The sequence below is a fragment of the Paenibacillus sp. FSL H7-0716 genome (genome assembly GCF_038002705.1).
GTDB lineage: Bacteria > Bacillota > Bacilli > Paenibacillales > Paenibacillaceae > Paenibacillus_AQ > Paenibacillus_AQ odorifer.
In genome coordinates this window covers 1-23077 of sequence record NZ_JBBODA010000006.1, presented here as the reverse complement: position 1 = coordinate 23077, position 23077 = coordinate 1, and the positions used below count along the sequence as shown (strand labels likewise).

Sequence of the window (23077 nt, the reverse complement as noted above, 5' to 3'; positions counted from 1 at the left end):
ACGATGATGGTTAGGAGACATAGATTCTCCATTTTTAATCCCGAAAGTGAGATGTGCGTTGTGGAATCTTTAACAGCTCTAATTGAACAACTAATTAACGACCGTACTTTGATTACGGCTACCCTAAGTCAAGTGCGTTATAAAGGCGAAAATTGCACCAAAGTGCAGGTTAAACCTGTTGAACTAAAGGGGAAGCTGCATTATCAGTTTGCGTCCTATATTGGTACAAAGGTAGAACATCGTAACGTACCCGCAGAATTAGCGGCGGAAGAGATATCTCTTTTATTTAGAGAAACGTATCGGCAAGGTTTGTTGTGTACAGTAGAAGCCGATTATCAGGTGCTTATTAGCAAGAAATTCAAAGTATCAATCCTAACCAAGTCTCCAAGTAAAAAAGAAGAGCCGGATCTAGCTCACAACCGTCGCAAACGTTATGTGCTGGAGGATGGAGAGCCTGTGCCATTTCTGGTGGAGCTTGGAATCATGAATAAAGAAGGCAAAGTGCTGGCCAAAAGATACGATAAGTTTCGGCAGATCAATCGTTTTCTGGAGATGGTAGAGGACGTGCTTGCCGATCTGCCAACAGGCCGACCGTTGACGATTGTGGATTTTGGCTGTGGGAAATCATATTTGACCTTTGCACTGTATCACTATCTGACCGTTCGCAAGAAGCGGGAGCTTAATATCATTGGATTAGATTTAAAAGCAGATGTGATTGAGCATTGTAACGAACTTGCTGCCAAAATCGGTTATGATCACTTGAAGTTCTTCGTGGGTGACATTGCCGAGTATAATGAGCTGGAGCAAGTGGACATGGTGATCACACTTCATGCTTGCGACACAGCTACCGATGCTGCCCTTGAAAAAGCAGTACGTTGGGGAGCGTCTGTAATTTTATCTGTGCCTTGCTGCCAGCATGAATTATTCGCACAAATCGAAAATGAAGTAATGAGCCCTATGCTTTCGCATGGCATACTGAAAGAGCGTTTTTCTGCCTTGGCTACAGATGCCATTCGGGCCAAATTGCTCGACATGATGGGCTATAGCAGCCAACTGCTGGAATTCATCGATCTGGAGAATACACCGAAGAACATTTTGATTCGTGCCGTTAAGAGCTCAGCCGGGGACAACTCCGTCAAATGGCGCGAATACACCGCATTCCGCGATTTTCTGGGAGCAAAACCCTACCTCGAACGCGTATGCGCTGATCTGCTTCCTGCTGAGAGTTCGGTAGAAGGGTAGAGGGCATTAAGGTAGAAAGCGTAGAACGGTAGGACTGTAGGACTGCAGCATGGTAGAACGGTAGGACTGTAGAATAGGCACTTATAGGTGCAGGCTAATTCGATCAGTTGTACTTTTTACAACTATATAGCTTTTTTGATGAGGAATTGGATGGCGCAGCTAGTGCGATCTAATGGTTAGGACGCTACGGCTATTGTGATCTAATGGTGAGTTGGTTTAGTTGTACTTTGTGCAACTAAATATGCTCTGAAGCTGCGTTTTAGTGATTTAGTTGCACTTTGTACACTTAAAAATGAACAATACTCCACATTTGGCGGGATTCTTGAAAAATAGTTGCACAAAGTACAATTAAAGTGGAAGTAAGCAGCGAAAGTACAGGATTAGTTGTACTTTTTACAACTATATAGCTTTTTTGGATGGGAATTTGGATAGTACAGCTAGTGCGATCTAATGGTTAGGATGGTGCAGTGAGTGCGATCTAATGGTTAGGACGGTGCAGCTAGTGCGATCTAATGGTGAGCATATTTAGTTGTACTTTGTGCAACTAAATATGCTCTGAAGCTGCGTTTTAGTGATTTAGTTGCACTTTGTACACTTAAAAACGAACAATACTCCCCATACGGCGGGATTCTCGAAAAACAGTTGCACAAAGTGCAATTAAAGTGGAAGTAAGCAGCAAAAGCACGGGATTAGCTGCACTTTTTACAACTATATAGCTTTTTTTGGATGGGAATTTGGATAGTACAGCTAGTGCGATCTAATGGTTAGGACGGTACGGCTCCTTTGTGGAGAGGTATCGTCTTTTTGCGTTCTAGTCTTGTATAAGGGAAATGTGGAAAGGATAGAGATAAATTAACGAGTACAGGGGTATCTAAATGTGGCGTTTTAAAAAAGACCGGAGTCTGGAATCATCAATTGCATATATTTGTGGAGCCTTAGTGATAGCGGCTGGTGTGGGTGCTTGTTTGTTGCGGGGATTGTTTTTTACTGAGGAGATGTATCCCTTTCTAACCTTATGGTTTGTGCTGTGTTGTGCGTGCTCGCTTTATTATCTTGTTGGGGTTGGTGCATGGAGAAAAAGTGGGGGAGGAGTAGGTGCAGGTGCAGTAAGAGGTATTACGGGAGTCAATGGAGTTAGTGAAGTTAGTGGGGAAAATAGAGCGTTAAGAATATTATTAAGCGTCCCTTTAATTATTCTATCGCTTTATGTGATTCATTGGTTGCGCGGGCCGCTTTCCTCCCAGGGAACTATGAATGAAATGCTGCGGTGGGGCTTGTATGCTAGCTTTGCAATATTGGTTTGTTTTTGTGCGGTGAACCGGGTGGGGCGGCGGATTGTAAATGTAACTTGGTCTATGGTGGGTATGTTTTTGAGCATGAGCGCTTTGTTGGCTGTTTGCGGAGTGGTAAAGTTGCCTTTCGCTGTGGCCTACAGTAATTCAGCAGAAGTGAGCGCCACAGGGGTTAGATTAGCAGGATTGATGGAATATCCGAATGCTTTTGGTGCTGTGATGGCTGTTTTTCTGCTGGAACGGCTATTTGCTGTTGCTGTTTATTATGGGGATCCAAAAAAGAGCGTGAATATGTTGGGAGCAAGAAGTGTTGGGCTGGGGATGGAGTGCACAGAAGCAGAACGGAGGAGCAAAGGGGCAGGAGGCGTGGAGGCGGAGCACGGAAAAGCGGGAAGCACGACCGCCGCGCTGCTGCGCTTGCTGCCGCTGTTCCCGTACACCGCCGCGCTGCTCCTCAGCGAGTCGCGCGGCGCATGGCTGACGGCGGCTTGCGCCTGCGCCGCCGCCTTGCTCTTGAAGCGGCAGCTAATCGCGCCGCTTCTTGCTGCTGGCGCCGCGCCCGTGGCCGCCGCGGCGCTACTCTACCGCCAACTGGCCCGTGCCGGGTTGGCGGTAGAGCCTGTACCCGGCCTGCTGTTGCTGGCCGGGCTTTGGGTCGGCGCGCTGCTAGCCGGCCTATGGCTGTGCCGCCGCCAGCGCAGCGCGGCGGGCACTGCCCGAGCCGCCATGCTGGCATTGGCGGTGGCAGGTTGGACGGCGGCGGGGATCGCCGTCCTCCTGCACGTGCGCGAGCGGATCACCGGACCGTCATCGACGGTATCCGCGCGCTGTTCTACCGCGACGCCTGGCGGCTAGCGGCAGAGGCACCTTGGCTGGGACGTGGGGGTGAGACTTGGCGGCATGCATACCTTGCCGCCCAATCTCGCCCTTATGTAGGCAGCCAGGTGCATAATGGATACCTCGACATCCTGTTGAACGTAGGATTCGTTGGTCTTGCAGCCATACTCCTTATGCTGTTGGCAGCAGGCTGGCTGCTGGCTACTAAATCGCCGCGGTTGCTGCCGCCGTTTCTGGTCATCGTCTTACACAGCGTCGTTGATTTTGACTGGAGCTACGGATTATTTTGGCTGCTGCTATTCTGGCTGCCAGCGCTTGCTCTGGCTGAGGATAAGCAGAAATATCAATCTGCGTCTACCCACCCTCAGTCTGAGACCAAGCTGTCAACTCACTCCACATCCACGAACCCGCTCACCAATGTCACTACACCAGCGAATCCACTAATCGCTCACTCCACATCCACGAACCCGCTCACCAATGTCACTACACCAGCGAATCCGCTAATAGTTCACCCTACATCCACGAACCCCCTTACCAATGTCACTACACCAGCGAATCCGCTAATTGCTCATCCCACACCCAAGAACCGGCCCCAAATCCGCCTTCGCCGACTAATCGGAACTGCGGCCTGTTGTTTTTCGCTTCTGCTCGGGGTGCTATCTTTTCACGCCGCTCAAGGAGAGAAGCTCTATCGACAAGCGATTATGTCGGTGGATCCTTCGGTGAAGGTAGAGTTGCTACAGCAATCGCTGGCGTGGAATCCCCGGTCACCTCGAACGGCTATAGCATTATCTAGGCTGCTGTCGGGTGAACAGAGCGTGAGTCTGCTTCGGCAAAGTTTGTTGTATTCTCCCGAGAATGCTAGCTTAAGCTGGGAGCTGGCTGAAGTATGGATGAGCAGTGACCATCCGGGGGCAGCGTTATATTGGATAGGCCAGAGCCTTAAGCTGGATACGTACAACAATGCCAAGTGGGTGAAGGCGATTGAAGGGATGCTTCTTATGGGGCAAAAGAAGCTTGCAGAAGGAAATCGAAAGGAAGGCCTAATCTGTGTCGCCTCTGGGAATGAACTTCTTTTGGAATATAGAAGGTTGGCAGAAGAGGAGGCTAATAAAGGAGGGCAACATAATGACCGCGAGTTCCGAATGACAGAACAAGCCGACGACTTGAGTCGACGGCTTAGTATGTTTGCTTTACGATTTTAGCGGACGTGAAATCATCCAGGAGTAGAGAATGGGCACGATAATTGCAAGTACGAGTGCCGTAATAATAAGAAGCTGAGACAAGGCTCCGCTCAAAAAGGCTCCAGCAAAAATAAGTAGGCCACCGATCATCCACATTATCCCGGATAGGCGATGTGTTTTTCGCCATACCTCGGGGTTGGCGAGCGTCCAGGCTGTACGAACCCCAAACAAGTAATTATCTTTTACCTGTGGCATGTAGTTGCCAAGAGCAATGAACATTATTCCAACAGCGCCTATGGCGATCTTCCCAACGTTTATATCTTTACCTAGACCGTAAGCAATCGACAGCACCAGCATTAGATTAAAAAGCATCCCAATAGCAAGTCTGCTCATGGCATAGGCATTTTCGAATTTTTTATAATTGTCCCGCTTAGGGTCGATGCTGCGTGTGAACTGCATGATTAGCGGGAGCACAATGCCTAAGATTCCGAACACAAAAATAGCTATATTTTTGTCCCAGTATCTGTTGACCTTACCCGTAATTCCAAACTGTGCCGGTAACTCCTGCGGCAGCTTGCTGTAATTGATCAGAGCGTAGGCTAATGTAGCTAAACCTAATATTACGATGAGGGTATCCTGCCATCTCCATTTGAAATCTTTCATCATTAATCCGCCTCCTTTTTGAAATCGATATCCTGACGTTGCTGCTTTCCGTCCAGCGATTTACTCTCCGTCTCCGTTTGCTTACCTGTCCCAGTGAGCTCTAATAACCAACCGAGAACCTCTTCGAGGACTGTTGTGTTTAGCGAGTACATAATAAATTGTCCTTTTCGCTCATCCTGTACCAGATCGGCATGCTTTAGCGCATTCAGATGGTGAGAAATGCTTGGCTTAGACATGTTGAAAAAATCTGCGATTTCACCTGCGGTTCGATCTTTCTCCCTTAGTAACCGAATGATTTGGCGACGGGTAGGGTCAGCTAGTGCTTTAAAGGATTCATTCATATTCCACCCTGCCTTTCGATATTTAAATAATTATCTAAATATATAATAGCCCTTTGCTTTGATAGCTGTCAATGCAGTATTCACTCAGCAATAGCGTGTGTAAAAGTGTCACCGAATCTTTAAAATTAAGGACCGTCCAAAGCCTACTCCTGTTAATACTAACGATGGGCATGCATTCTTTGATGCACCGAACATACGACGCAGAGGAGCGGATATATGATACTAACCAATAAAGTCGCAGTTGTTACGGGTGCTGGATCGGGGATTGGAGAAGCGATTACTCTGCATTTTGCCCGACAGGGTGCTAAAGTGATTGCTGCGGACATCCATCTGGCGAATGTAGAAGCGGTAGCCAAAAAGGCGGAAAAGGGCGAGGGACACGGAGTGGTCTATCCCGTAAAGGCCGATGTCTCGAAGGAAGAGGACACACGGCGAATGATTGATGCCGCAACCACACAGTTCGGAGGCCTTCATATCCTTGTTAACAATGCCGGTATTATGGATAAAATGACGCCAGCGCACGAGATCACTGATGACTTGTGGGAGCAGGTGCTTGCGGTCAATGTAACCGGCCCGATGAGAGCCATTCGTAAGGTTTTGCCGATTTTTATGGCGCAGGAAAGCGGATGTATCATCAATGTAGCCTCTATTGGCGGCTTAGCGGGCTCGCGTGCGGGAGTGGCTTATACTTCCTCTAAACATGCTGTAATCGGGATGACCAAAAATATAGGATTTCAATACGCTAAGCTTGGAATTCGCTGTAATGCCATAGCGCCGGGCGGGGTAAAGACAAATATTGATCTGTCTGATCCAAGTCCTTTTGGGAGTCAAAAAGCGGGCGAAGGTATGGCGTCGATGCCACGGACAGGGGAAAGCAGTGAGATTGCTTCGGTAGCCTTATTTTTGGCTTCAGATGCTGCAAGCTTTTTGAATGGATCGGTGATAACGGCTGATGCCGGTTGGATGGCTTATTAATTGAGCGCAGATAAAAAGGTGTTCATTTTCCCTTTATTGGTGGAATTTGTTCACCTTTTTTGTTTATGCCTGTTACTCAAACTCTTTTTAAGTGTGGATTGGAAGATAGAAGCTGCTTGCCCCGTAAGTAGAAGTGATAAGGTTGCTTGTGCTAGAATAGGCTAAGAGAAACTGGAAAATATAGCAGAGCGGCAAAGCTTTTAAAAATATAAGAAAGTATAAGATTAGTATCTATGCTTTTATGTTCTTATATTTCACTCGCTTAAACGCTTAGTGTCTAATAAAGATGCCAAAGGCGATTAGCTTGATACATGTAGCCATATTCTGCGGAAAAGGGAGGAGGAGCACGTTTGCATTTTATTTCTGATCTGATCTCGACATTATTTGAATGGATTCAGAGTCTTGGTTATTTTGGGATTATGATCGGACTGATGATTGAAGTTATTCCTAGTGAAATTGTATTGGCTTTCGGTGGTTTCTTGGTATGGAGTGGAGATATTAATTTTTTTGGCGCAGTATTGTTTGGTACGATAGGCGGAGTGATTGCCCAGATCTTTGTATATTGGATTGGCCGTTATGGGGGCAGGCCTGTACTGGAAAAATACGGCAAATATATTCTTATCCAAAAAAAGCATATTGATCATTCGGAAGAGTGGTTCAATAAATATGGGACAGGCGTAATCTTTACGGCACGCTTTATTCCCGTTGTTCGCCATGCCATTTCCGTTCCAGCGGGGATTTCTCGTATGCCTTTAGGTAAGTTCACTTTATTGACCACACTTGCTGTTATTCCATGGAGTGCTTTGTTCGTATATCTCGGTATGACATTGGGGAATAAGTGGGAAGATATTGACGAAGTAGCAGCTAAGTATACCAACGAAATTATTCTCGTAGCGTTAGCACTAATCATCATTTATTTTGTGTATAAGTGGTTTAAATCCAAGAAGAGGGGGACTGCAAAATGAAACCGAATGTAGCTCATAAAATTGGAAAAGGTCTTACACCGCGCCAATTTGTAGAAAGCATGACGAAGAACCAGCAGGCTTTTGAATCCTGGTATGAGAAGTTTTCTTGGGAAGATGAGAGTGACAAGGAATTTTTTGAAAGCCTGAACCATCGTGATGATTTGCGGGTACTTATCCTTGCCGCTGATTGGTGTGGAGATGTAGTTCGTAATGTCCCTGCGGTTTTCCGTATTTTGGAGACTGCCGGAATGAAGACAGAGGTATTCATTTTGGAGGAGAACCAGGAGCTTATGGATGAATTCTTGACCATGGGCGGAAGATCTGTTCCGATTGTGATCTTTGCAGATACCGGCGGATATGTGCTTGGACATTGGGGTCCTCGTCCAGAGCATGTGCAGAGCCTAATGAGAGAGTTCAAACGTGAGAATCCTGATCGCGAGGCCGCTGATTACGACAGCAAAATCGCAGAAGTACGTAAGGCTATGGGGCAAGCTTATGGGGAAGGAACGGAATCACAGGCAGTTATCGCAAAAGAGCTGCGTAGTCTGATTTCCGGATTCTAGACCAATGCTAAATATACGTTCGTTTAATTTAGGTCCGCTGCAGACCAATGCCTACTTGCTGACAGGTGCAGATCCAACGAAGGGTATCATTATTGATCCCGGTATGAATCCTGCGGCATTAGTGCGGAGTATTGAAGGGATGGAGATCGAGGCTATTTTGCTGACGCATGCGCACTTTGACCATATGGGCGGCGTAGACGAAATTCGTAAAGCTAAGAAATGCCCTGTTTATTTACATCCACTAGAGAGTGAATGGCTCAGCAGCCCTAAGCTGAATGGTTCATTGATGTGGCCTGATGTTTCATCTCCTTTAACTACAGATCCTGCAGAATATGATCTGGCAGAAGGACAAGTTCTGCAATTCATCGGACATACCTTCCGTGTGTACCATACACCTGGGCACTCTCCGGGCAGTGTCAGCTTCCTCTGCGGGAATGATTTATTCTCTGGAGATGTGCTGTTTAAGATGGGAGTTGGGCGCACCGATTTGCCTGGTGGCAGGGAACGTGATTTGTTCGATTCTATTCGTGGCAAGCTGTACAAAATGGATGATGAAGTGAAGGTTTATCCAGGTCATGGCTCCCGAACAACCATTGGTTTTGAAAAAGTTCGTAACCCTTATATCCCTCAATAAACAATCATTCTAGTAGAACTGACAAGAATCGAGGAATTTTTGATAGACAAAGGGATACAAAAGGACTACAATATTGTTAATTAAATGTAACATTAACCTCGCGAAGCACGCAGACTGCGGAATTAATCCCGGTTTGCGTTCTTTTTTTGTCTACATATAGGTTTAAAAGCATGGGGGGAAATAGATTGGAGAAGAATATATATTACCCGTTGGATTACGGATGGTATGACTCCAAGGAGAAATGGACTAGTTTTTGCAGCAGTAAATGCCGATGTTTTTCAGAATGTTCTGGAAAGGGCGGTTTTTGTACTTCTATAGAACGCAGGGACATACAATCTGAGAATAAGGATGGGAGAATACCAGTGATTTCAGGAGGCGAACCCAGAAGAACGCCTCTTTTTTGGCATTTTCCAGCAGAAGCAGGATTGCTTCAGCCATGGCGGCGTAAGCTCTGGGAGCTCAAAAAATAAAATTAAAGCGCATTGAACGAATCACTATACATAATCGTATTAAAAATAAGAACGAAATCCTGAATGGAGGGGCAGATGAGCGATCAGGCGCTGGAGAAAATCAGACGGGCACAGCAGGGAGATGCTTCAGCGCTGTCTTCACTGCTGCGAGAACATTATACTTTTTTGTTCAAATATCTACTCAAAGTGACTATGGATCCGTTGCTGGCAGAGGATCTTGTACAGGACACGATGGTCAGATGTATGGAAAAAATCAATACCTATAACGGTTCTTCTTCGTTCTCCTCTTGGTTAATTACCATAGCCACCAGAATATTTATCGATCGAAAGCGGCGCTGGAAACGTGAGGCAGAATGGAAGAAACGGGAACAGCAGGCACAGGGCACCCGTTCGATTCGTTGGCGGTTTGAGAGCAGGGGGGAAGAATGGAGTGAAGTACTTGATTCCATCTCCAAGCTACCCTCTGCTCAGAGGGTAGCTGTGCTGTTGAAGCATTATTATGGCTATAGCTATGAAGAAATCGGTGTGATCATGCAAATTCCTTCAGGCACAGTCAAATCGCGTGTATCCCTTGGTCTTAACCAATTGCGAAAGGAGCTGAATGAGGATGGAGAAGGATAAGGAGCCAGAACTGTATTTGCACAAGCTTACTGAAGAGCTTGAACGTTTGGATGCGCAATATGATGACATCACCCCACCTTCGTTACAGGAACTGGAGTGGTTAATGGCTGATGCAGCTGTGCAGAGAAAGAGAAGGGAACGCAAAGAACTACTGTTATTCTGGGGGGTCTCATTGATCCTGATCTGTGCATTTCTATCCATTCTCACTTCTGCACCCATGATCTATTGGATTATTCAGGCGATCATTCCTATTGTAGGACTGGGTGGCTTAGGGATTGCCAGGATCAGAAGAAATAGAGAAGGTGTACAAGAATGAATGAGCTGCAGGATGTGCCTCTTTGGTTGTGGTTTGGCATAGCAGTAGCGTTAATGCTGCAGGGGACCTTACTGTTCCGGGATGCAAGACGGCGCGGGAAAAAAGCTTGGTTCTGGGGATTGTGGGCGATGACTACAGTTCCGTCACCCACATTAGTCTACTTACTTGTTGTTATTCTTCCAGACCGACGTAGACGGAAGAAGCAGTAGTGAAGCTTTAGTAAGAAGCTCGTTCCTTTCATCCTATTATAAGGAGTGGTACTTCATGGAAGAGGTAAAATGGGGTTTAATCATGCCGTTAATTATTCTGCAGGCTTTGCTTGCTATTATTGGACTGATATCTCTGGCCAAAGCGGATAACGTCCGTGGTCCAAAATGGATGTGGATTATTATCATTATTTGCGGAAATATATTAGGCAGCGTAGCTTATTTTACAATAGGAAGGAAAGATGTCTGATGTCACTCCTTCAAGTTACGAATTTGCGTAAAAGCTATGGGGCGCATATTTCCGTAAATGATATAAGCTTTGAAATTGAGAAAGGACGGTGCGTCGCTTTACTGGGGCCTAACGGTGCTGGGAAAACGACCACACTTCGTATGCTGGCAGGGCTGCTAGAACCCACCTCTGGAATGATTTCATTTGAGGGAAGCCGTCCTGGAGCCGAATATCGCAGAGGATTAGGATATGTGCCACAGTCTCCAGCTTTTTATGGGTGGATGACTGGACATGAATATGTTGTTTTCGCTGCAAAGCTTAGTGGAATGGGAACTAAAGACGCATCCAGCAGGGCATTGGAATCGCTTGAGCGCGTAGGGCTTAAAGGTGATGCTCGTCGCCGGATTGGTGGATACTCCGGCGGGATGAAGCAGCGGCTGGGTCTGGCTCAGGCGCTTGTGCATCGGCCTCGTCTACTATTGCTTGATGAGCCTGTATCTGCACTTGATCCGATTGGCCGCAGAGAAGTAATGGGTCTGCTGCGGGAGATACGTGAAGAGACAACTGTAGTTTTTTCTACACATGTGCTGCATGATGCAGAAGAAATTTGCGATGATATTATTTTAATGAATCAGGGCTTGATTGCTGAGAAGGGGTCTTTATCACAGCTGCGTACACAATACAGCCTTCCTGTTATTCGTTTACGTACAGAGAAGCAAGAAAAAGCTATTCAGTGGCTGGAGTCTCTTGCTGCCAAACCGTTTGTACTAGAGGCTCAGTTGTTTGGAGATCAGGCTATTTTTAATGTGAACGATGTAGACATGGCCCGTTGGACGATTCTGCAAGAAGCAGCGCAGCTTGAAATTCCATTACTGCAATTTGAAGCGGGTTCTTCCACGTTAGAGGATTTATTTATGAAGGTGGTGGGAGTATGAGAAGCGCCTGGGTCCTTTATCGCAAAGAAATGCTCGAAATGGCTCGCAGTTATAAGTTAATCTGGATACCTGTCGTTTTTATCCTATTAGGCATTATGCAGCCGTTAACTACTTATTATTTGCCGGAAATCTTAAAAGCTTCAGGTGATGTTCCCCCAGGTCTGTTAGAGGGGTATGAAATACCGAGTGCCGCAGCTGTAATGGCGCAGTCTCTGGGACAGTACGGAACGATCGGAATGTTAGTATTGGCGCTTGGTGCGATGAATGTTTTAGCCGGTGAACGCTATAGCGGAACTATGGAATTAATTCTGGTAAGGCCGGTTTCTCCAGCCGCAATAGTGTTCGCTAAATGGGCAGCACAGCTGACCCTGTTGATCGTTGCTCTAGGATTAGGTGCAGCGGGCGCGGCTTACTACACGGAGCAGTTAATTGGTTCACTATCTTGGGGAGATGTCATCGCAGCTTCTGGAGTATATGGATTATGGCTGTTATGTGCTGTCTCGGCTACGTTGTTGTTTAGTGGGTTTTTAAAATCTCCAGTTGCCGCTTTTTTAGCATTGGCGCTAATGGCAGGGTTATCATTAGGCCAAAGCCTATTGCCTTCATGGTTTGAATGGGCACCTGCCGGGCTTTCTGGGTTATCGGCTGGAATCCTTATGGCTGGAGAAGGCTTCAGGGTTGGACCCTATCTTTCAGCAGCTATTTTGATCTTGATTTGTTTAGTGGGTGCTGCACTTTTGACAAGGAAGAATAACTTACCCGCTTGAACCATAAGTTGTGTTTTTATTAAATATAGTATATTTTCATAGAATTTGTAGGATCGGCCAGCCTTCAACTAGACAGTTCTATCTTTTTTTAGTAGACTGTTGAAACAAGCAAAATCTTGAAAGATTTTGGGGTTAGGAGGTAGGGCGATGCTGCGTTTAGGAGAGAAGATTGTCATTGTTGCGGACGCTTTCGAGCAGAGTCTTCCTATCGGGGAATACGGCTACCTAATTGCTTACGACCGCAATCCCGATAATGCGTTTGACTATGTTATTCGTGTACCAGAGGCTAATAGGAACTTTTATGTTCCGGCTGAGGACATTGAGGCGGAAGAACATTTATTAGTAGCTGAGGCTGAGAGAGCAACGCATGAAGCGTTGATTGATTATGCTTTGTCCACGTACAATGAGAAGCTGTTCCATCATTTGATGAACGGTGAAGATATGGATATAGAAGAGACGGAATCAACGTCAAGCGAAAGCATGTCCCAAGCGGATTTCATCAAACAAGTGAATCTTCGAGCTTGGATTTAAGGAAGGCCGGCGCAAGCCGGTTTTTTTGTTTTGTCATACCGCTGCTAAATGCTGTGAAATCACTGACTGTCAAAACCTTTCTCTATGAATATACTAACGAAACGCTCCTTTAAAATGTGTAGGAATCTCCTTCACTTTGATAAAGGAGCGTTTGTTTTACAGCCCATCATTGAATTGTCCAAGCTTCTACAATATAATTAAAAACGTTATCCGGGCGCTTTAGCCCTTTAAACAGGAGGGATTTTTCTTATGAGCATTACCGTTAAAGATGTGCAGCATGTGGCCAAGCTGGCTCGTCTGCAGCTGAGCCCGGAAGAAGAGGCAACCTTTACAGAACAAATGAATGCTATTTTACAATATGCCGAGAAATTAAATGAGCTAGATACGGAGAATGTAAAGCCGACCACGCATGTGCTGCAAGTCAGCAATGTAATGCGGGAGGATGTTGTGAAGGATAGCCTTACGCAAGAGGAAGCACTTCTTAACGCTCCAGATGATGAAGACGGACATTTCAAGGTTCCAGCTGTTTTGGAATAACTACATAATTAGAGAGGGGGAAGAATCTTGAGCCTGTTTCAAAATCGATTGCCTGAAGTACACCGCATGTTAACTGCTAAAGAAGTATCGGTCAGTGAACTGACTGAAGAATCGCTGGCGATTATCGCTGAGCGGGATAAGAACGTAAATGCATTTTTGACCTTGAACGAGGAGGGCGCACGCGCGACAGCACGCGCTTTGGACGACAAACTGGCATCCGGAGCAGCACGTGGGTTGCTGTTTGGTCTTCCTGCCGGAATTAAGGATAATATTGTAACTAAAGGCCTGCGCACGACCTGTGCCAGCCAATTTTTGAGCGATTTCCAGCCGATTTATAACGCTACTGTAGCTTCTAAACTGCAGCAGGCAGATGCCGTAACGATCGGTAAATTAAATATGGATGAATTCGCAATGGGCGGATCTAATGAGAACTCAAGCTTTGGTCCTGTACGCAATCCTTGGGATTTAGAGCGTGTGCCCGGCGGTTCCAGTGGCGGATCTGCTGCAGCAGTAGCTGCGGGCGAAGTGTTCTTCTCACTAGGTTCGGATACTGGGGGTTCCATCCGCCAGCCAGCTTCCTATTGTGGTGTTGTAGGTCTCAAACCTACTTATGGTCTTGTATCACGTTACGGGCTGGTAGCCTTTGCTTCCTCACTAGATCAGATTGGACCATTAACACGTAATGTAGAGGATTCTGCCTATGTGCTTCAAGCAATTGCCGGTTATGATGCCCAAGACTCTACTTCGGCTAAAGTAGAAATTCCTGATTATTTGAGTTCACTTACTGGTGATGTTTCCGGACTTCGCATTGCTGTTCCTAAGGAATACCTGGGAGCAGGTGTTGATGCTTCTGTGCGTGAGACAGTTTTGTCTGCACTTAAAGTGTTAGAAGGAATGGGTGCTGTCTGGGAGGAAGTTTCATTACCACATACGGAATACGCAGTAGCAGCTTATTATTTGCTGTCCTCTTCGGAAGCTTCATCTAACCTCGCGCGTTTTGACGGTGTGCGTTATGGCGCACGTGTAGATGAAGGCGGAGGATTGCTTGATCTATATCTTAATTCCCGCAGCCGCGGCTTTGGACCTGAGGTCAAACGTCGTATTATGTTGGGTACTTATGCACTCAGCTCCGGGTATTACGATGCTTACTATTTAAAAGCACAAAAGGTGCGTACTTTGATTAAACAGGACTTTGATGACATCTTTAAAAAATATGATGTGGTCATCGGCCCAACAGCACCAACGACAGCATTCAAATTGGGTTCACAGACTGAAGATCCGCTGACCATGTATCTGAACGATATTCTCACGATTCCTGTAAGCTTGGCGGGTATTCCGGCCGTGAGTGTTCCTTGTGGTTTTGCGGAAGGTATGCCTGTAGGTCTGCAAATTATCGGTAAGGAATTTGACGAGAGCACAATTCTGCGTGTCGCTCATGCTTTTGAACAAAATACAGATCATCACAAGCAGCGTCCACAGCTGTAGTAAAGGAGGGAATGGGATTACTTATGTCTAAATACGAAACGGTCATCGGCTTGGAAGTTCACGTAGAGCTTCATACCAACTCCAAAATCTTTTGCGGATGCTCCACTGAATTTGGAGCCCCACCTAACACTCATACCTGTCCTGTCTGCTTGGGTCACCCCGGCGTATTGCCAGTGCTCAACAAACAAGCGGTAGAATACGCTATGAAAGCAGCGATGGCGCTGAATTGCACCATTGGTGATGTTAGCAAATTCGACCGCAAGAACTATTTTTACCCGGATTCACCAAAAGCTTATCAGATTTCACAATTTGATCAGCCTATCGGCCTGAACGGTTGGATCGACATTGAAGTTAACGGAGAGACCAAACGGATCGGCATTACTCGTCTTCATTTGGAAGAGGATGCAGGTAAGCTTACGCACGTAGATGGCGGTTTTGCCTCGCTTGTCGATTTTAACCGGGTGGGAACACCGCTTATCGAAATCGTATCCGAACCTGATCTGCGCTCCCCTGAGGAAGCTCGTGCTTATCTGGAGAAAATCCGTGCGATTATGCAGTATTGTGACGTATCCGATGTCAAGATGGAAGAAGGATCGATGCGCTGTGACGCGAACATCAGTCTACGCCCAGAAGGACAAGAGGAATTCGGCATTAGAGCAGAGCTTAAGAACATGAACTCCTTCCGCGGTGTATTGCGTGGACTGGAGTATGAACAATATCGTCAGGCTGAGATCCTGGATGATGGTGGAGTTGTTGTGCAAGAGACCCGACGCTGGGATGAAGCACAAGGGAAAACATTATCGATGCGCGGGAAAGAAGAAGCGCATGATTATCGTTACTTCCCGGACCCGGACTTGATCGTTCTGCATATTGATGATGCTTGGAAAGAATCCATTCGTTCAACGATTCCAGAACTTCCGGATGCTCGGAAAGCACGTTATAGCGAGGAACTGGGCCTGACAGCTTATGATGCAGGCGTCATTACATCCTCTAAACTGTTAGCGGACTTTTTCGAAGGCTGTCTTGCCTATACGCAGGATGCCAAGGCTGTAGCTAACTGGATTATGGGTGACTTGCTTGCCTATTTGAATGGTAATAATCTGGAGTTGTCGCAGGTGCAAATTACACCACAAGGGCTAGGCGAGATGATCGGGCTGATTGCAGCCGGAACCATCAGCAGCAAAATCGCTAAAACAGTATTTAAAGAAATGCTAGAGAGCGGTAAACTGCCAGCTGTTATCGTTGAGGAAAAAGGTCTGGTGCAGATCAGCGATGAAGGTGCCATTAAAGGGATTGTGGAAGCAGTGGTAGCCGCCAATCCGCAATCAGTGGAAGATTATAAAGCAGGTAAACAGAAAGCAATCGGCTTCCTGGTCGGACAAGTCATGAAAGAAAGTAAAGGTAAGGCGAATCCGGGTCTTGCTAATAAACTTCTCATCGAGGTATTGAGCAGCTAAACGCTTGTCGTCCATAAAAGGACGCCGAAGGCGTTTATAATTGGGGTAATATACTTATGTAATAAGCTAAGGGCTTGTCGGCAACGGCAGGCCCTTAGCGGCATATAAGGGGACTGGTTAGGATGAATACAATTAACAAGCTAAATCTGCAGGATGAAAGCACCGTTAATGAATTATGGAGTCTTCAGCATAAGGCCTATAGACTGGAAGCTGAACTTATAGGCTTTCGTGAAATACCACCTCTGATAGAGACGAGAGAAATGCTCAGCAGCTCTAAAGAGGATTTTTATGGCTGCTTCGATAAAGATGAGGAACTAATGGGTGCTGTTGCTGTAGAGGAAGAATCTCCTGGCAAATTGACGATTACACGAATGATGGTGGGGCCGGACTATTTTCGTAGAGGTATCGCTAGCCATCTTTTGGAATATGTATTTGAGCATTTTGCAGGGATGGAGCAATTCATTGTGTCGACAGGCAAAAAGAATACACCCGCCGTTTCGTTGTACAGTAAACATGGTTTTCTGCCCACCGGTGTGGAGGAAGTCGCTCCAGGAGTTGAATTGATTGAATTTCATCGGAGTGGTTCTCTTTGAAAAAAGATATTCATAGACAACTATTTACGAAAGGAGGAGTCCAAAATGAAACATGACTCTGCAATGCTCCCAGAGCAGGAAGAACTGCAAGGTTCTGTTGATATAGAGACTAAGGAGAATGAGATACAGAAGAGGATTATTCCTCCGCGTCCGAAAAGGCGCCACCGCAAACGTAAATTTATCGCTGGACTGCTGGCAGCTCTCATCCCTGGGACGGGGCATTTGTATTTTGGGCTTCTCCGAAAAGGGATCACCTTCATCTTTCTAATTCTTTTGGATATCTCAGCCTTATTGTATTTCTCATCCATCGGAATGCAGATCAATGTTCCACTGCTTATTTTACTTGCGCTCATTATTCCAGCGATCTATTTTTATAACGTGTATGACGTATTGCAATCAGCAGACAGGCTTCTTCGCTTCCCAGAGGATCATGATCTTGCTATTCCTGTGATCAAAGCAAACGAGGCTCCTAAGCGTCGTAGTATCGTCAGCGAGCCTGGGATATCCTTTGGACTCTTATTGCTCTTAGGGGGCGCCCTGCTTATTCTGTTCCGGCAAAAACCAATATGGCTCCAGTTCTTTATTGAACATTATGCCGAAATGGCCGTGTCTGTCATTTTAGTATGCGGTGGCTTATTTATAGGAGCTAGAGAAATTGCCAGAGCAGTTGTGCAGCGTAAAGACAATGAACCTCGCAAGCGGCGCGTGGGAAGATATACGGCTTCTGTATTACTGATAGCTATTTCTGTTCCTTTGTTTTTGGATTGGAAAGAGGGAACTGACTTTATGCTCCTGCTCTTGAAGTGGTGGCCTGTCATCCCGGTGTTGTGGGGGATTGAGTTCCTGCTGATGTTTATCTTCTCTAACCGTTCAGCCAAGGGAACCAAAATCAGATTGGATTTACGTGGGCTTTTATCTGCTATATTACTAGCTGCGAGTGTATTTATTGTTGCAGAGCAAGAACATTATTTATACCTATGGAAAAATGTCAGTCTTAATCTGACGGCAGCAGCAGTGGACTATGGTGAGGCTAAAGGCAGCAAATATCAGAAAGCCCCACTAATTGTTCCGGTGGAGTTAAATACAGCCAAAATATCTATTGATAGTATTAATGGTGATATTTTATTACACCGTGCTCCAGTGGACGATATTCAAATTACGACGACAGTTTGGGTAGATCAGTTGGATGGACCGATGGCTGAAGCTATATCAGAACAGTCCTTTGTGGACGTTGTTGAAGGGCCCAACATAAAAATCACCTCGAATAGCAAGGCCTATGGTGAATCCGGTAAACGCCAGCCACGCATGGATTTAGACATTTACTTGCCGGAGGATCGCCGTTTTAACCTCGATGTTCGCACTATGAATGGCGGGATCACGTTGCAGAATGTAGAAGCCATTGAAGACATTTCTCTGGAAACGGGGAATGGAGAGCTGATCCTTCATCGTATCTTTGGTAATGTTAAGGGAAAAACACTGAATGGAGCTGTCCGTGCCAGATCTGTTCAAGGCAGCGTTGATTTAACAACGAGCGGAGGCAATATGAATGCTTGGGATGTTACCGGTGCTTTGAAATTATCGACGGCTGTCGGCAATATTAGTGCGATCGGAAATAGCAATGATATCGATATTACTACCAAAAACGGTAATTTAGAGGTTGATGGAGCCAGATCCAAGCTACATGCCGAATCTCTAAATGGCACCATTGATGTTCGCTCTTCTGATGTTGCTGGAGACTGGGATATTTATAGCGCAGTTGGTGACATCCAATTGTATTTGCCGATGTTAAGCAACTATACAGTGAATGGTTCCAGTGGATATGGTGATATTACTTCAGATTTGCCTGAACTTACAATTGATAAGAAAAAAGTATCAGGTGAAGTGGGGACCGGCGAGTTCAAGCTTCATGTTGAAGGAAATAGCAATCTAAATGTCAGGAAATATTGAAAAAAGTAATTTTTCTTATATAATAATAAATATAATGTATAGACTTCGTTGACAATATTGAAAAATCGGTCTTACAATCTTAAGAAGTATTTCTTTTATTTTTAAATTCAAAAGGCGGTGACAGTAATGGGGAGTGGAGTACAACATGCACTGGAACAATTAAAGACAACAGGTGTCCGTATAACGCCCCAGCGTCATGCGATTCTTACGTATTTGATGGAAGCAATGAATCATCCTACAGCTGACGATATATACCGGGCGCTAGAGCCGAAATTTCCGAGCATGAGCGTAGCAACTGTATATAATAATCTCAAGATGTTTATGGAAGCCGGCATGGTTCGCGAGTTGACCTACGGGGATAGTTCCAGTCGTTTTGATGCCAATGTATCTGATCATTATCATGTCATCTGTCAGCTATGCGGTAAGATTGAAGATTTTAGTTATCCTTCGCTTCATGATGTAGAGATACATGCAGAGCAGGAAACGGGCTTCAAAATTACGGGTTTGCGTATGGAATTGCATGGAGTTTGCAAATGTTGCAGAGAGAAGCAACAATAAGACAGAATACTACTGTACTCAAGGGCGTATAGCCAAGCTACACAATAAACGTGTGAAATCCGAAAGCGGAGGACTCACGTTTTTATTTTTTTCGAAATAACAAAATATAGTGAAAATGACTAACTTATACTGGTTATCCGGAACCAAGTGGATGTTATAATCGTATTGTTAGACTTAACTTAAAATTATCTAGTATTTGGAGGATATATTTTGGACAGAAGATATAGACAGAAACGCGTCAAAAAGCGCGGAGGTCTTTTCCGACGCTTTTTTGGACTTTTGCTCATTGCGGCAGCAGCTTATTGGGTTGTGTTTTTTGTATTGCCAAATCGCCAGCACATCGATCCAGACTGGAAAGGCCTAGAACATCCTATCTTCGTAAAAGGAGAGCTAACAGGATATTCCGCCTCAGGAACCGGTGATAGCATGCTTTTACCTCTACCATTACTGCAGGAACATGTGGACTCATCTATTCGTTATGAAGAAAAGACTAAATCGGTCATCCTATCAACGGAAAGTGAACTTCTATATATGCAAGAGGATAAAACCGATGCCAGTTTGAACAATCGTCCGCTGCAGCTGCGGCTGGCACCTGAAGTTAAGGAAAAGATAACTTATCTTCCTGCGGATGTTTTAGAAGACCTGTATGGGTTTGAGATTCAAGAGGATACGACTACCGGGGCTGTGCTGTTAATGACAGCAGGGGAGACTGTACCACTGGGGAAAGTGAAAGGTGAAGCGGAAGATAAGACAGTCGCTCTTCGCAACGAAGCGTCGATTCACGCACCCATCGTGGCGGATATGTCCCCAGGAGCCAGTGTTAGTATTTGGAATGAGGAAAAAGAGGACTGGCTGTATGTGCAGTTAAGCAGCGGTTACGCGGGTTATGCCAAGGCTAGTGATATTATCTCGGACGGTCAAAAGACAGTGGAACCCAAAAGCACCACTCCCTCACGGGCAGAACGAAGCTGGAAAGGGAAGTCAGTAAATCTGTATTGGGAAGCTGTTTATCAACGCAAACCTGATCCAAGTAAATTTGGTGAGCTTTCAGGCGTTAACGTGGCTAGCCCGACTTGGTTCAGTATCATAGATGGTGATGGGAATGTGCGAAGTCAGGCTGACAGTGCGTATGTGCAGTGGGCACATGAGCGCGGGTTGGAAGTATGGGGGCTGCTCAGCAATAGTTTTGATCCAGACATAACCACTGAGGCATTATCGAGCTATGAGAAGCGGATGAACGCGATCGTACAGATCCTCGAGTATTCAGATTTATACAAGCTGGATGGAATTAATATTGACTTTGAGAATGTATATACGAAAGACGGGGAGAATGTTACACAATTTATGCGAGAGCTAAAACCTATGGCTCAAGCCAAAAACTTAATCGTCTCCATAGACGTAACGCCTAAATCCAACAGTGAGATGTGGTCAGCTTTCCTTGATCGTAAGGCTCTTAATTCAGTAGTGGATTATCTTATTGTTATGGCTTATGACGAGCATTGGGCTGCAAGTCCTATCGCGGGCTCTGTTGCGTCTCTGCCGTGGGTAGAAAGCTCGTTAAGCCGGATCATAGAGGAAGACGATGTACCGCCTGAGAAGCTGATTCTGGGGATTCCACTGTATACTAGAATCTGGACTGAGGCCCAGGTGGATGGCAAGACCAAAGTAAGCTCTAAATCGGTTAGTATGAATGCCGTTGAAAAAATTATTAAAGAGAAGAAGCTGACCCCAACCTTTGATAAGGCAGCAGGGCAGAATTACGTTGAGTATAAGGAAGATGGCGCTCTTAAAAAAATATGGATCGAAGACAAGGTTTCTTTAAAAGCTAGAGTTGAGCTTGCTAAGTCTTTAGGGCTTGGTGGCATCGGTTCATGGAATCGCAGCTTTAGTAATCTGTCTGCGTGGGAGGCATTACAAGGAATTCATAAGTAATTATTATTTCATTCATAATAAACAAAGGGGCTCCCAATTACGGGGCCCCTTTGTTGAATTAAGCAAATGTTTGATTGCATTATAAATCGCTAGTAATAAGCTTCTGTAAGATGTGTTTTATTGATTAAGCTGCTGACTCTTAAGCTGTTCCGCAGTAATATTGGCCTCAGCTGGATCCATAGTAAGGATAGTATGACAGAACATACAGCGGTCTGTTTTGCCCAGCATTTTGGTCAGCTTGTGACATTCAGGGCATTCCAGCTGGACTGCACTAGTAGACAGCATCCCAGCCCAGAAATAGATTGCAAGACTTGCCATCATTGAAATTAAACCGATTACAAGACCGATTCCGGCGAATACTTTTCCAGTTGAGCCCCAAAACACGATGCCCGCTGTACCCAAAACCATTAGTCCCATTCCGAGCATTGTGAGCAGTAATCCCCATGTGCGAAAAGCGTTAATCTTAGCCGTTTTAAACTTCATGAGTGTTTGCTCCTAACTAAATATAGTTGGGTTGTCCAGAAGGAACTGTCTTTCATATGTAGAATAATTATTACAACTGAATTATAACTGACTGGACGCAAAATCGCCAAATTTAATGGAGGGAAGCATGGAACTGTCCAATGTAACTTTGTTGAGTGGAGAAACGTTTGATGAGAATGTTTTAGGAGCGGTCGTTTTGCGGCAGAATGGGGATATTCCGTTTCAAAGCGCTCTTCTTCAAGATTTTGATATGGTAGTGTTAGTATTGCATGAAGAACAGGATAGAGAGCATATTGTTCGCCATACCATTGCCGGTGACCAACGGACCCAGTCAGTCCATATCGGCCTTTTTGCTTTGGAGCAGGCTGTTATGGCAGGGGATAATAACGAACTTCTTATCAGTTTGATGAGGGGGGAAGTGATCTGGGACCCCAAGGGAATACTCGAGGAAATGCGCCGCGAGATATTGCAATTCGAAGGACCGATCAAGGAACGGGTCGCATTTATGGAGTTTGCCCGCTTTTTGCATATGTATGTGAAATCCAAGCGCTATATAGAGGCTGGCTTTATTATGGATGCTTACAACTGTGTATTGATAGCCTTATATCATTGGGCAAGAATAGAAGTGAGTGAAGTGGGGGCTTTCCCCGAGCCGGCTATTTGGGAGCAGGTTAAAAGCATGAATACCTCCGTTCATAAACTTTATGAGGAGCTAACGGTCAGTACTGAGACCTTAGAGCAACGTGTGGAGCTTGTGCTTCTTGCATGTGAGTTTGGGATTATGTCCAAAATGACGGACTGTTGTCTATTGCTCTTTAATATTTTGAATAGCCGTAAGGAAGCATGGAGCATTAAAGAATTACTGCAGCATTCAGGTCTGAGTCAATTAGAGTCTGAACTGCCCCTTGTTTTACGAAAGCTGGTTTCTCGTTCGCTAATCCGAGAGATTACATCCTGGGCTGATGTTCACGAGGGAGAAGGGCATGCGATCCGCTATACATTATAGAGATGAATTAGATATAGTAGAAGATGATTAATTAGAGAGAGATGAGCAAGGATAGGGAGAGGCTGAGCACTCTCTTTTTTGTTTGTTTACTAATATGAAACGCTCATATTTATTCAGGAAAATTAATGGTTGACTCTTTCCTTGTTCATGTGTTAAATTATAACTCGTCCCTCTGACACAGAGATTTGCTTTCGAAAACATTCGAAAGACAACCGAAAAAAGAAATTAAAAAAAAGGTTGACTAAAACGAGGACGCTGTGATATATTATAAAGGTCGCTGCTGAACAACGCATCGACGAAATAAACAG

The 23077-nt window shown here is 45.4% G+C and carries 24 protein-coding genes; 21 read left to right on the top strand and 3 right to left on the bottom strand.

Translation table 11 applies throughout. The features are described from left to right. The first annotated feature begins 51 nt into the window (after window positions 1-51). On the top strand, window positions 52-1242 hold the full coding sequence (locus MHH60_RS09825; RefSeq protein WP_081389078.1) for a class I SAM-dependent methyltransferase: 1191 nt from the start codon (window positions 52-54) through the stop codon (window positions 1240-1242). Between the two features lie 1618 nt (window positions 1243-2860). Beyond that, window positions 2861-4576, top strand: a complete 1716-nt coding sequence (locus MHH60_RS09820) for an O-antigen ligase family protein (RefSeq protein ID WP_081389077.1) — start codon at window positions 2861-2863, stop codon at window positions 4574-4576. Here MHH60_RS09820 and MHH60_RS09815 read toward each other — a convergent pair. Continuing rightward, window positions 4565-5221, bottom strand: a complete 657-nt coding sequence (locus MHH60_RS09815; RefSeq protein ID WP_052097330.1) for an SdpI family protein — start codon at window positions 5219-5221, stop codon at window positions 4565-4567. The genes MHH60_RS09820 and MHH60_RS09815 overlap by 12 nt on opposite strands. Continuing rightward, complete coding sequence (locus MHH60_RS09810) at window positions 5221-5559, bottom strand: autorepressor SdpR family transcription factor (protein ID WP_076136957.1); 339 nt, start codon at window positions 5557-5559, stop codon at window positions 5221-5223. The genes MHH60_RS09815 and MHH60_RS09810 overlap by 1 nt, the downstream gene beginning before the upstream one ends. A gap of 216 nt (window positions 5560-5775) precedes the next feature. Between MHH60_RS09810 and MHH60_RS09805 the strand changes: the two genes are divergently transcribed. The 18 genes from MHH60_RS09805 (at window position 5776) to MHH60_RS09720 (ending at window position 21280) form a co-directional block, all read left to right on the top strand. Beyond that, complete coding sequence (locus MHH60_RS09805; RefSeq protein ID WP_076136955.1) at window positions 5776-6534, top strand: glucose 1-dehydrogenase; 759 nt, start codon at window positions 5776-5778, stop codon at window positions 6532-6534. A 350-nt stretch (window positions 6535-6884) separates the two neighbouring features. Beyond that, entirely contained in the window at window positions 6885-7499 is a 615-nt protein-coding gene (locus tag MHH60_RS09800; RefSeq protein ID WP_036680184.1) for a DedA family protein, read from the top strand. Continuing rightward, window positions 7496-8062, top strand: coding sequence for a thioredoxin family protein (locus tag MHH60_RS09795; RefSeq protein ID WP_076136953.1), 567 nt, complete (start codon window positions 7496-7498; stop codon window positions 8060-8062). Before MHH60_RS09800 ends, MHH60_RS09795 begins: the two co-directional genes overlap by 4 nt. A gap of 4 nt (window positions 8063-8066) precedes the next feature. Beyond that, complete coding sequence (locus MHH60_RS09790) at window positions 8067-8696, top strand: MBL fold metallo-hydrolase (RefSeq protein ID WP_076128651.1); 630 nt, start codon at window positions 8067-8069, stop codon at window positions 8694-8696. 545 nt (window positions 8697-9241) lie between these two features. Beyond that, window positions 9242-9787 (top strand): RNA polymerase sigma factor SigY, encoded by a 546-nt coding sequence (gene sigY / locus MHH60_RS09785; RefSeq protein WP_076136949.1) that lies wholly within the window; start codon window positions 9242-9244, stop codon window positions 9785-9787. Continuing rightward, window positions 9774-10103 (top strand): YxlC family protein, encoded by a 330-nt coding sequence (locus MHH60_RS09780; protein WP_076136947.1) that lies wholly within the window; start codon window positions 9774-9776, stop codon window positions 10101-10103. Before sigY ends, MHH60_RS09780 begins: the two co-directional genes overlap by 14 nt. Beyond that, a complete protein-coding gene (locus MHH60_RS09775) occupies window positions 10100-10312 on the top strand; it encodes a hypothetical protein (protein ID WP_076136944.1) in 213 nt (70 codons plus the stop codon). Before MHH60_RS09780 ends, MHH60_RS09775 begins: the two co-directional genes overlap by 4 nt. 55 nt (window positions 10313-10367) lie before the next feature. Further along, the gene (locus tag MHH60_RS09770; RefSeq protein ID WP_036680175.1) at window positions 10368-10559 is read left to right on the top strand and encodes a PLDc N-terminal domain-containing protein; all 192 of its coding nucleotides are present in this window, start codon (window positions 10368-10370) and stop codon (window positions 10557-10559) included. After that, window positions 10559-11473: an ABC transporter ATP-binding protein gene (locus tag MHH60_RS09765; RefSeq protein WP_076136942.1), complete on the top strand. Its 915-nt coding sequence runs from the start codon at window positions 10559-10561 to the stop codon at window positions 11471-11473. The genes MHH60_RS09770 and MHH60_RS09765 overlap by 1 nt, the downstream gene beginning before the upstream one ends. Next, entirely contained in the window at window positions 11470-12240 is a 771-nt protein-coding gene (locus MHH60_RS09760; RefSeq protein ID WP_076128640.1) for an ABC transporter permease subunit, read from the top strand. The genes MHH60_RS09765 and MHH60_RS09760 overlap by 4 nt, the downstream gene beginning before the upstream one ends. A gap of 147 nt (window positions 12241-12387) precedes the next feature. After that, on the top strand, window positions 12388-12771 hold the full coding sequence (locus tag MHH60_RS09755; protein WP_036680170.1) for a hypothetical protein: 384 nt from the start codon (window positions 12388-12390) through the stop codon (window positions 12769-12771). A gap of 249 nt (window positions 12772-13020) precedes the next feature. Beyond that, window positions 13021-13308 (top strand): Asp-tRNA(Asn)/Glu-tRNA(Gln) amidotransferase subunit GatC, encoded by a 288-nt coding sequence (gatC, locus tag MHH60_RS09750; RefSeq protein ID WP_036680166.1) that lies wholly within the window; start codon window positions 13021-13023, stop codon window positions 13306-13308. Window positions 13309-13335: 27 nt separating this feature from the next. Continuing rightward, complete coding sequence (gatA, locus tag MHH60_RS09745; RefSeq protein WP_036680165.1) at window positions 13336-14793, top strand: Asp-tRNA(Asn)/Glu-tRNA(Gln) amidotransferase subunit GatA; 1458 nt, start codon at window positions 13336-13338, stop codon at window positions 14791-14793. An 11-nt stretch (window positions 14794-14804) separates the two neighbouring features. Beyond that, the gene (gene gatB / locus MHH60_RS09740) at window positions 14805-16250 is read left to right on the top strand and encodes an Asp-tRNA(Asn)/Glu-tRNA(Gln) amidotransferase subunit GatB (protein WP_036680163.1); all 1446 of its coding nucleotides are present in this window, start codon (window positions 14805-14807) and stop codon (window positions 16248-16250) included. 122 nt (window positions 16251-16372) lie between these two features. Beyond that, window positions 16373-16843 carry a GNAT family N-acetyltransferase gene (locus MHH60_RS09735; protein ID WP_076136940.1) on the top strand — a complete coding sequence of 157 codons (471 nt, stop codon included), beginning with the start codon at window positions 16373-16375 and terminating at the stop codon, window positions 16841-16843. 45 nt (window positions 16844-16888) lie between these two features. After that, window positions 16889-18790, top strand: coding sequence for a DUF4097 family beta strand repeat-containing protein (locus tag MHH60_RS09730; RefSeq protein WP_232061458.1), 1902 nt, complete (start codon window positions 16889-16891; stop codon window positions 18788-18790). A gap of 126 nt (window positions 18791-18916) precedes the next feature. Further along, a complete protein-coding gene (gene perR / locus MHH60_RS09725) occupies window positions 18917-19348 on the top strand; it encodes a peroxide-responsive transcriptional repressor PerR (RefSeq protein ID WP_036680160.1) in 432 nt (143 codons plus the stop codon). Between the two features lie 210 nt (window positions 19349-19558). Beyond that, window positions 19559-21280 carry a glycosyl hydrolase family 18 protein gene (locus MHH60_RS09720; protein ID WP_076136938.1) on the top strand — a complete coding sequence of 574 codons (1722 nt, stop codon included), beginning with the start codon at window positions 19559-19561 and terminating at the stop codon, window positions 21278-21280. 117 nt (window positions 21281-21397) lie between these two features. On the opposite strand, the gene MHH60_RS09715 is transcribed toward MHH60_RS09720, so the two are convergent. Beyond that, the gene (locus MHH60_RS09715; RefSeq protein WP_036680151.1) at window positions 21398-21763 is read right to left on the bottom strand and encodes a DUF2614 family zinc ribbon-containing protein; all 366 of its coding nucleotides are present in this window, start codon (window positions 21761-21763) and stop codon (window positions 21398-21400) included. Window positions 21764-21890: 127 nt separating this feature from the next. Between MHH60_RS09715 and MHH60_RS09710 the strand changes: the two genes are divergently transcribed. Beyond that, complete coding sequence (locus tag MHH60_RS09710; protein ID WP_076128632.1) at window positions 21891-22769, top strand: nucleotidyltransferase-like protein; 879 nt, start codon at window positions 21891-21893, stop codon at window positions 22767-22769. Window positions 22770-23077: the final 308 nt, after the last annotated feature.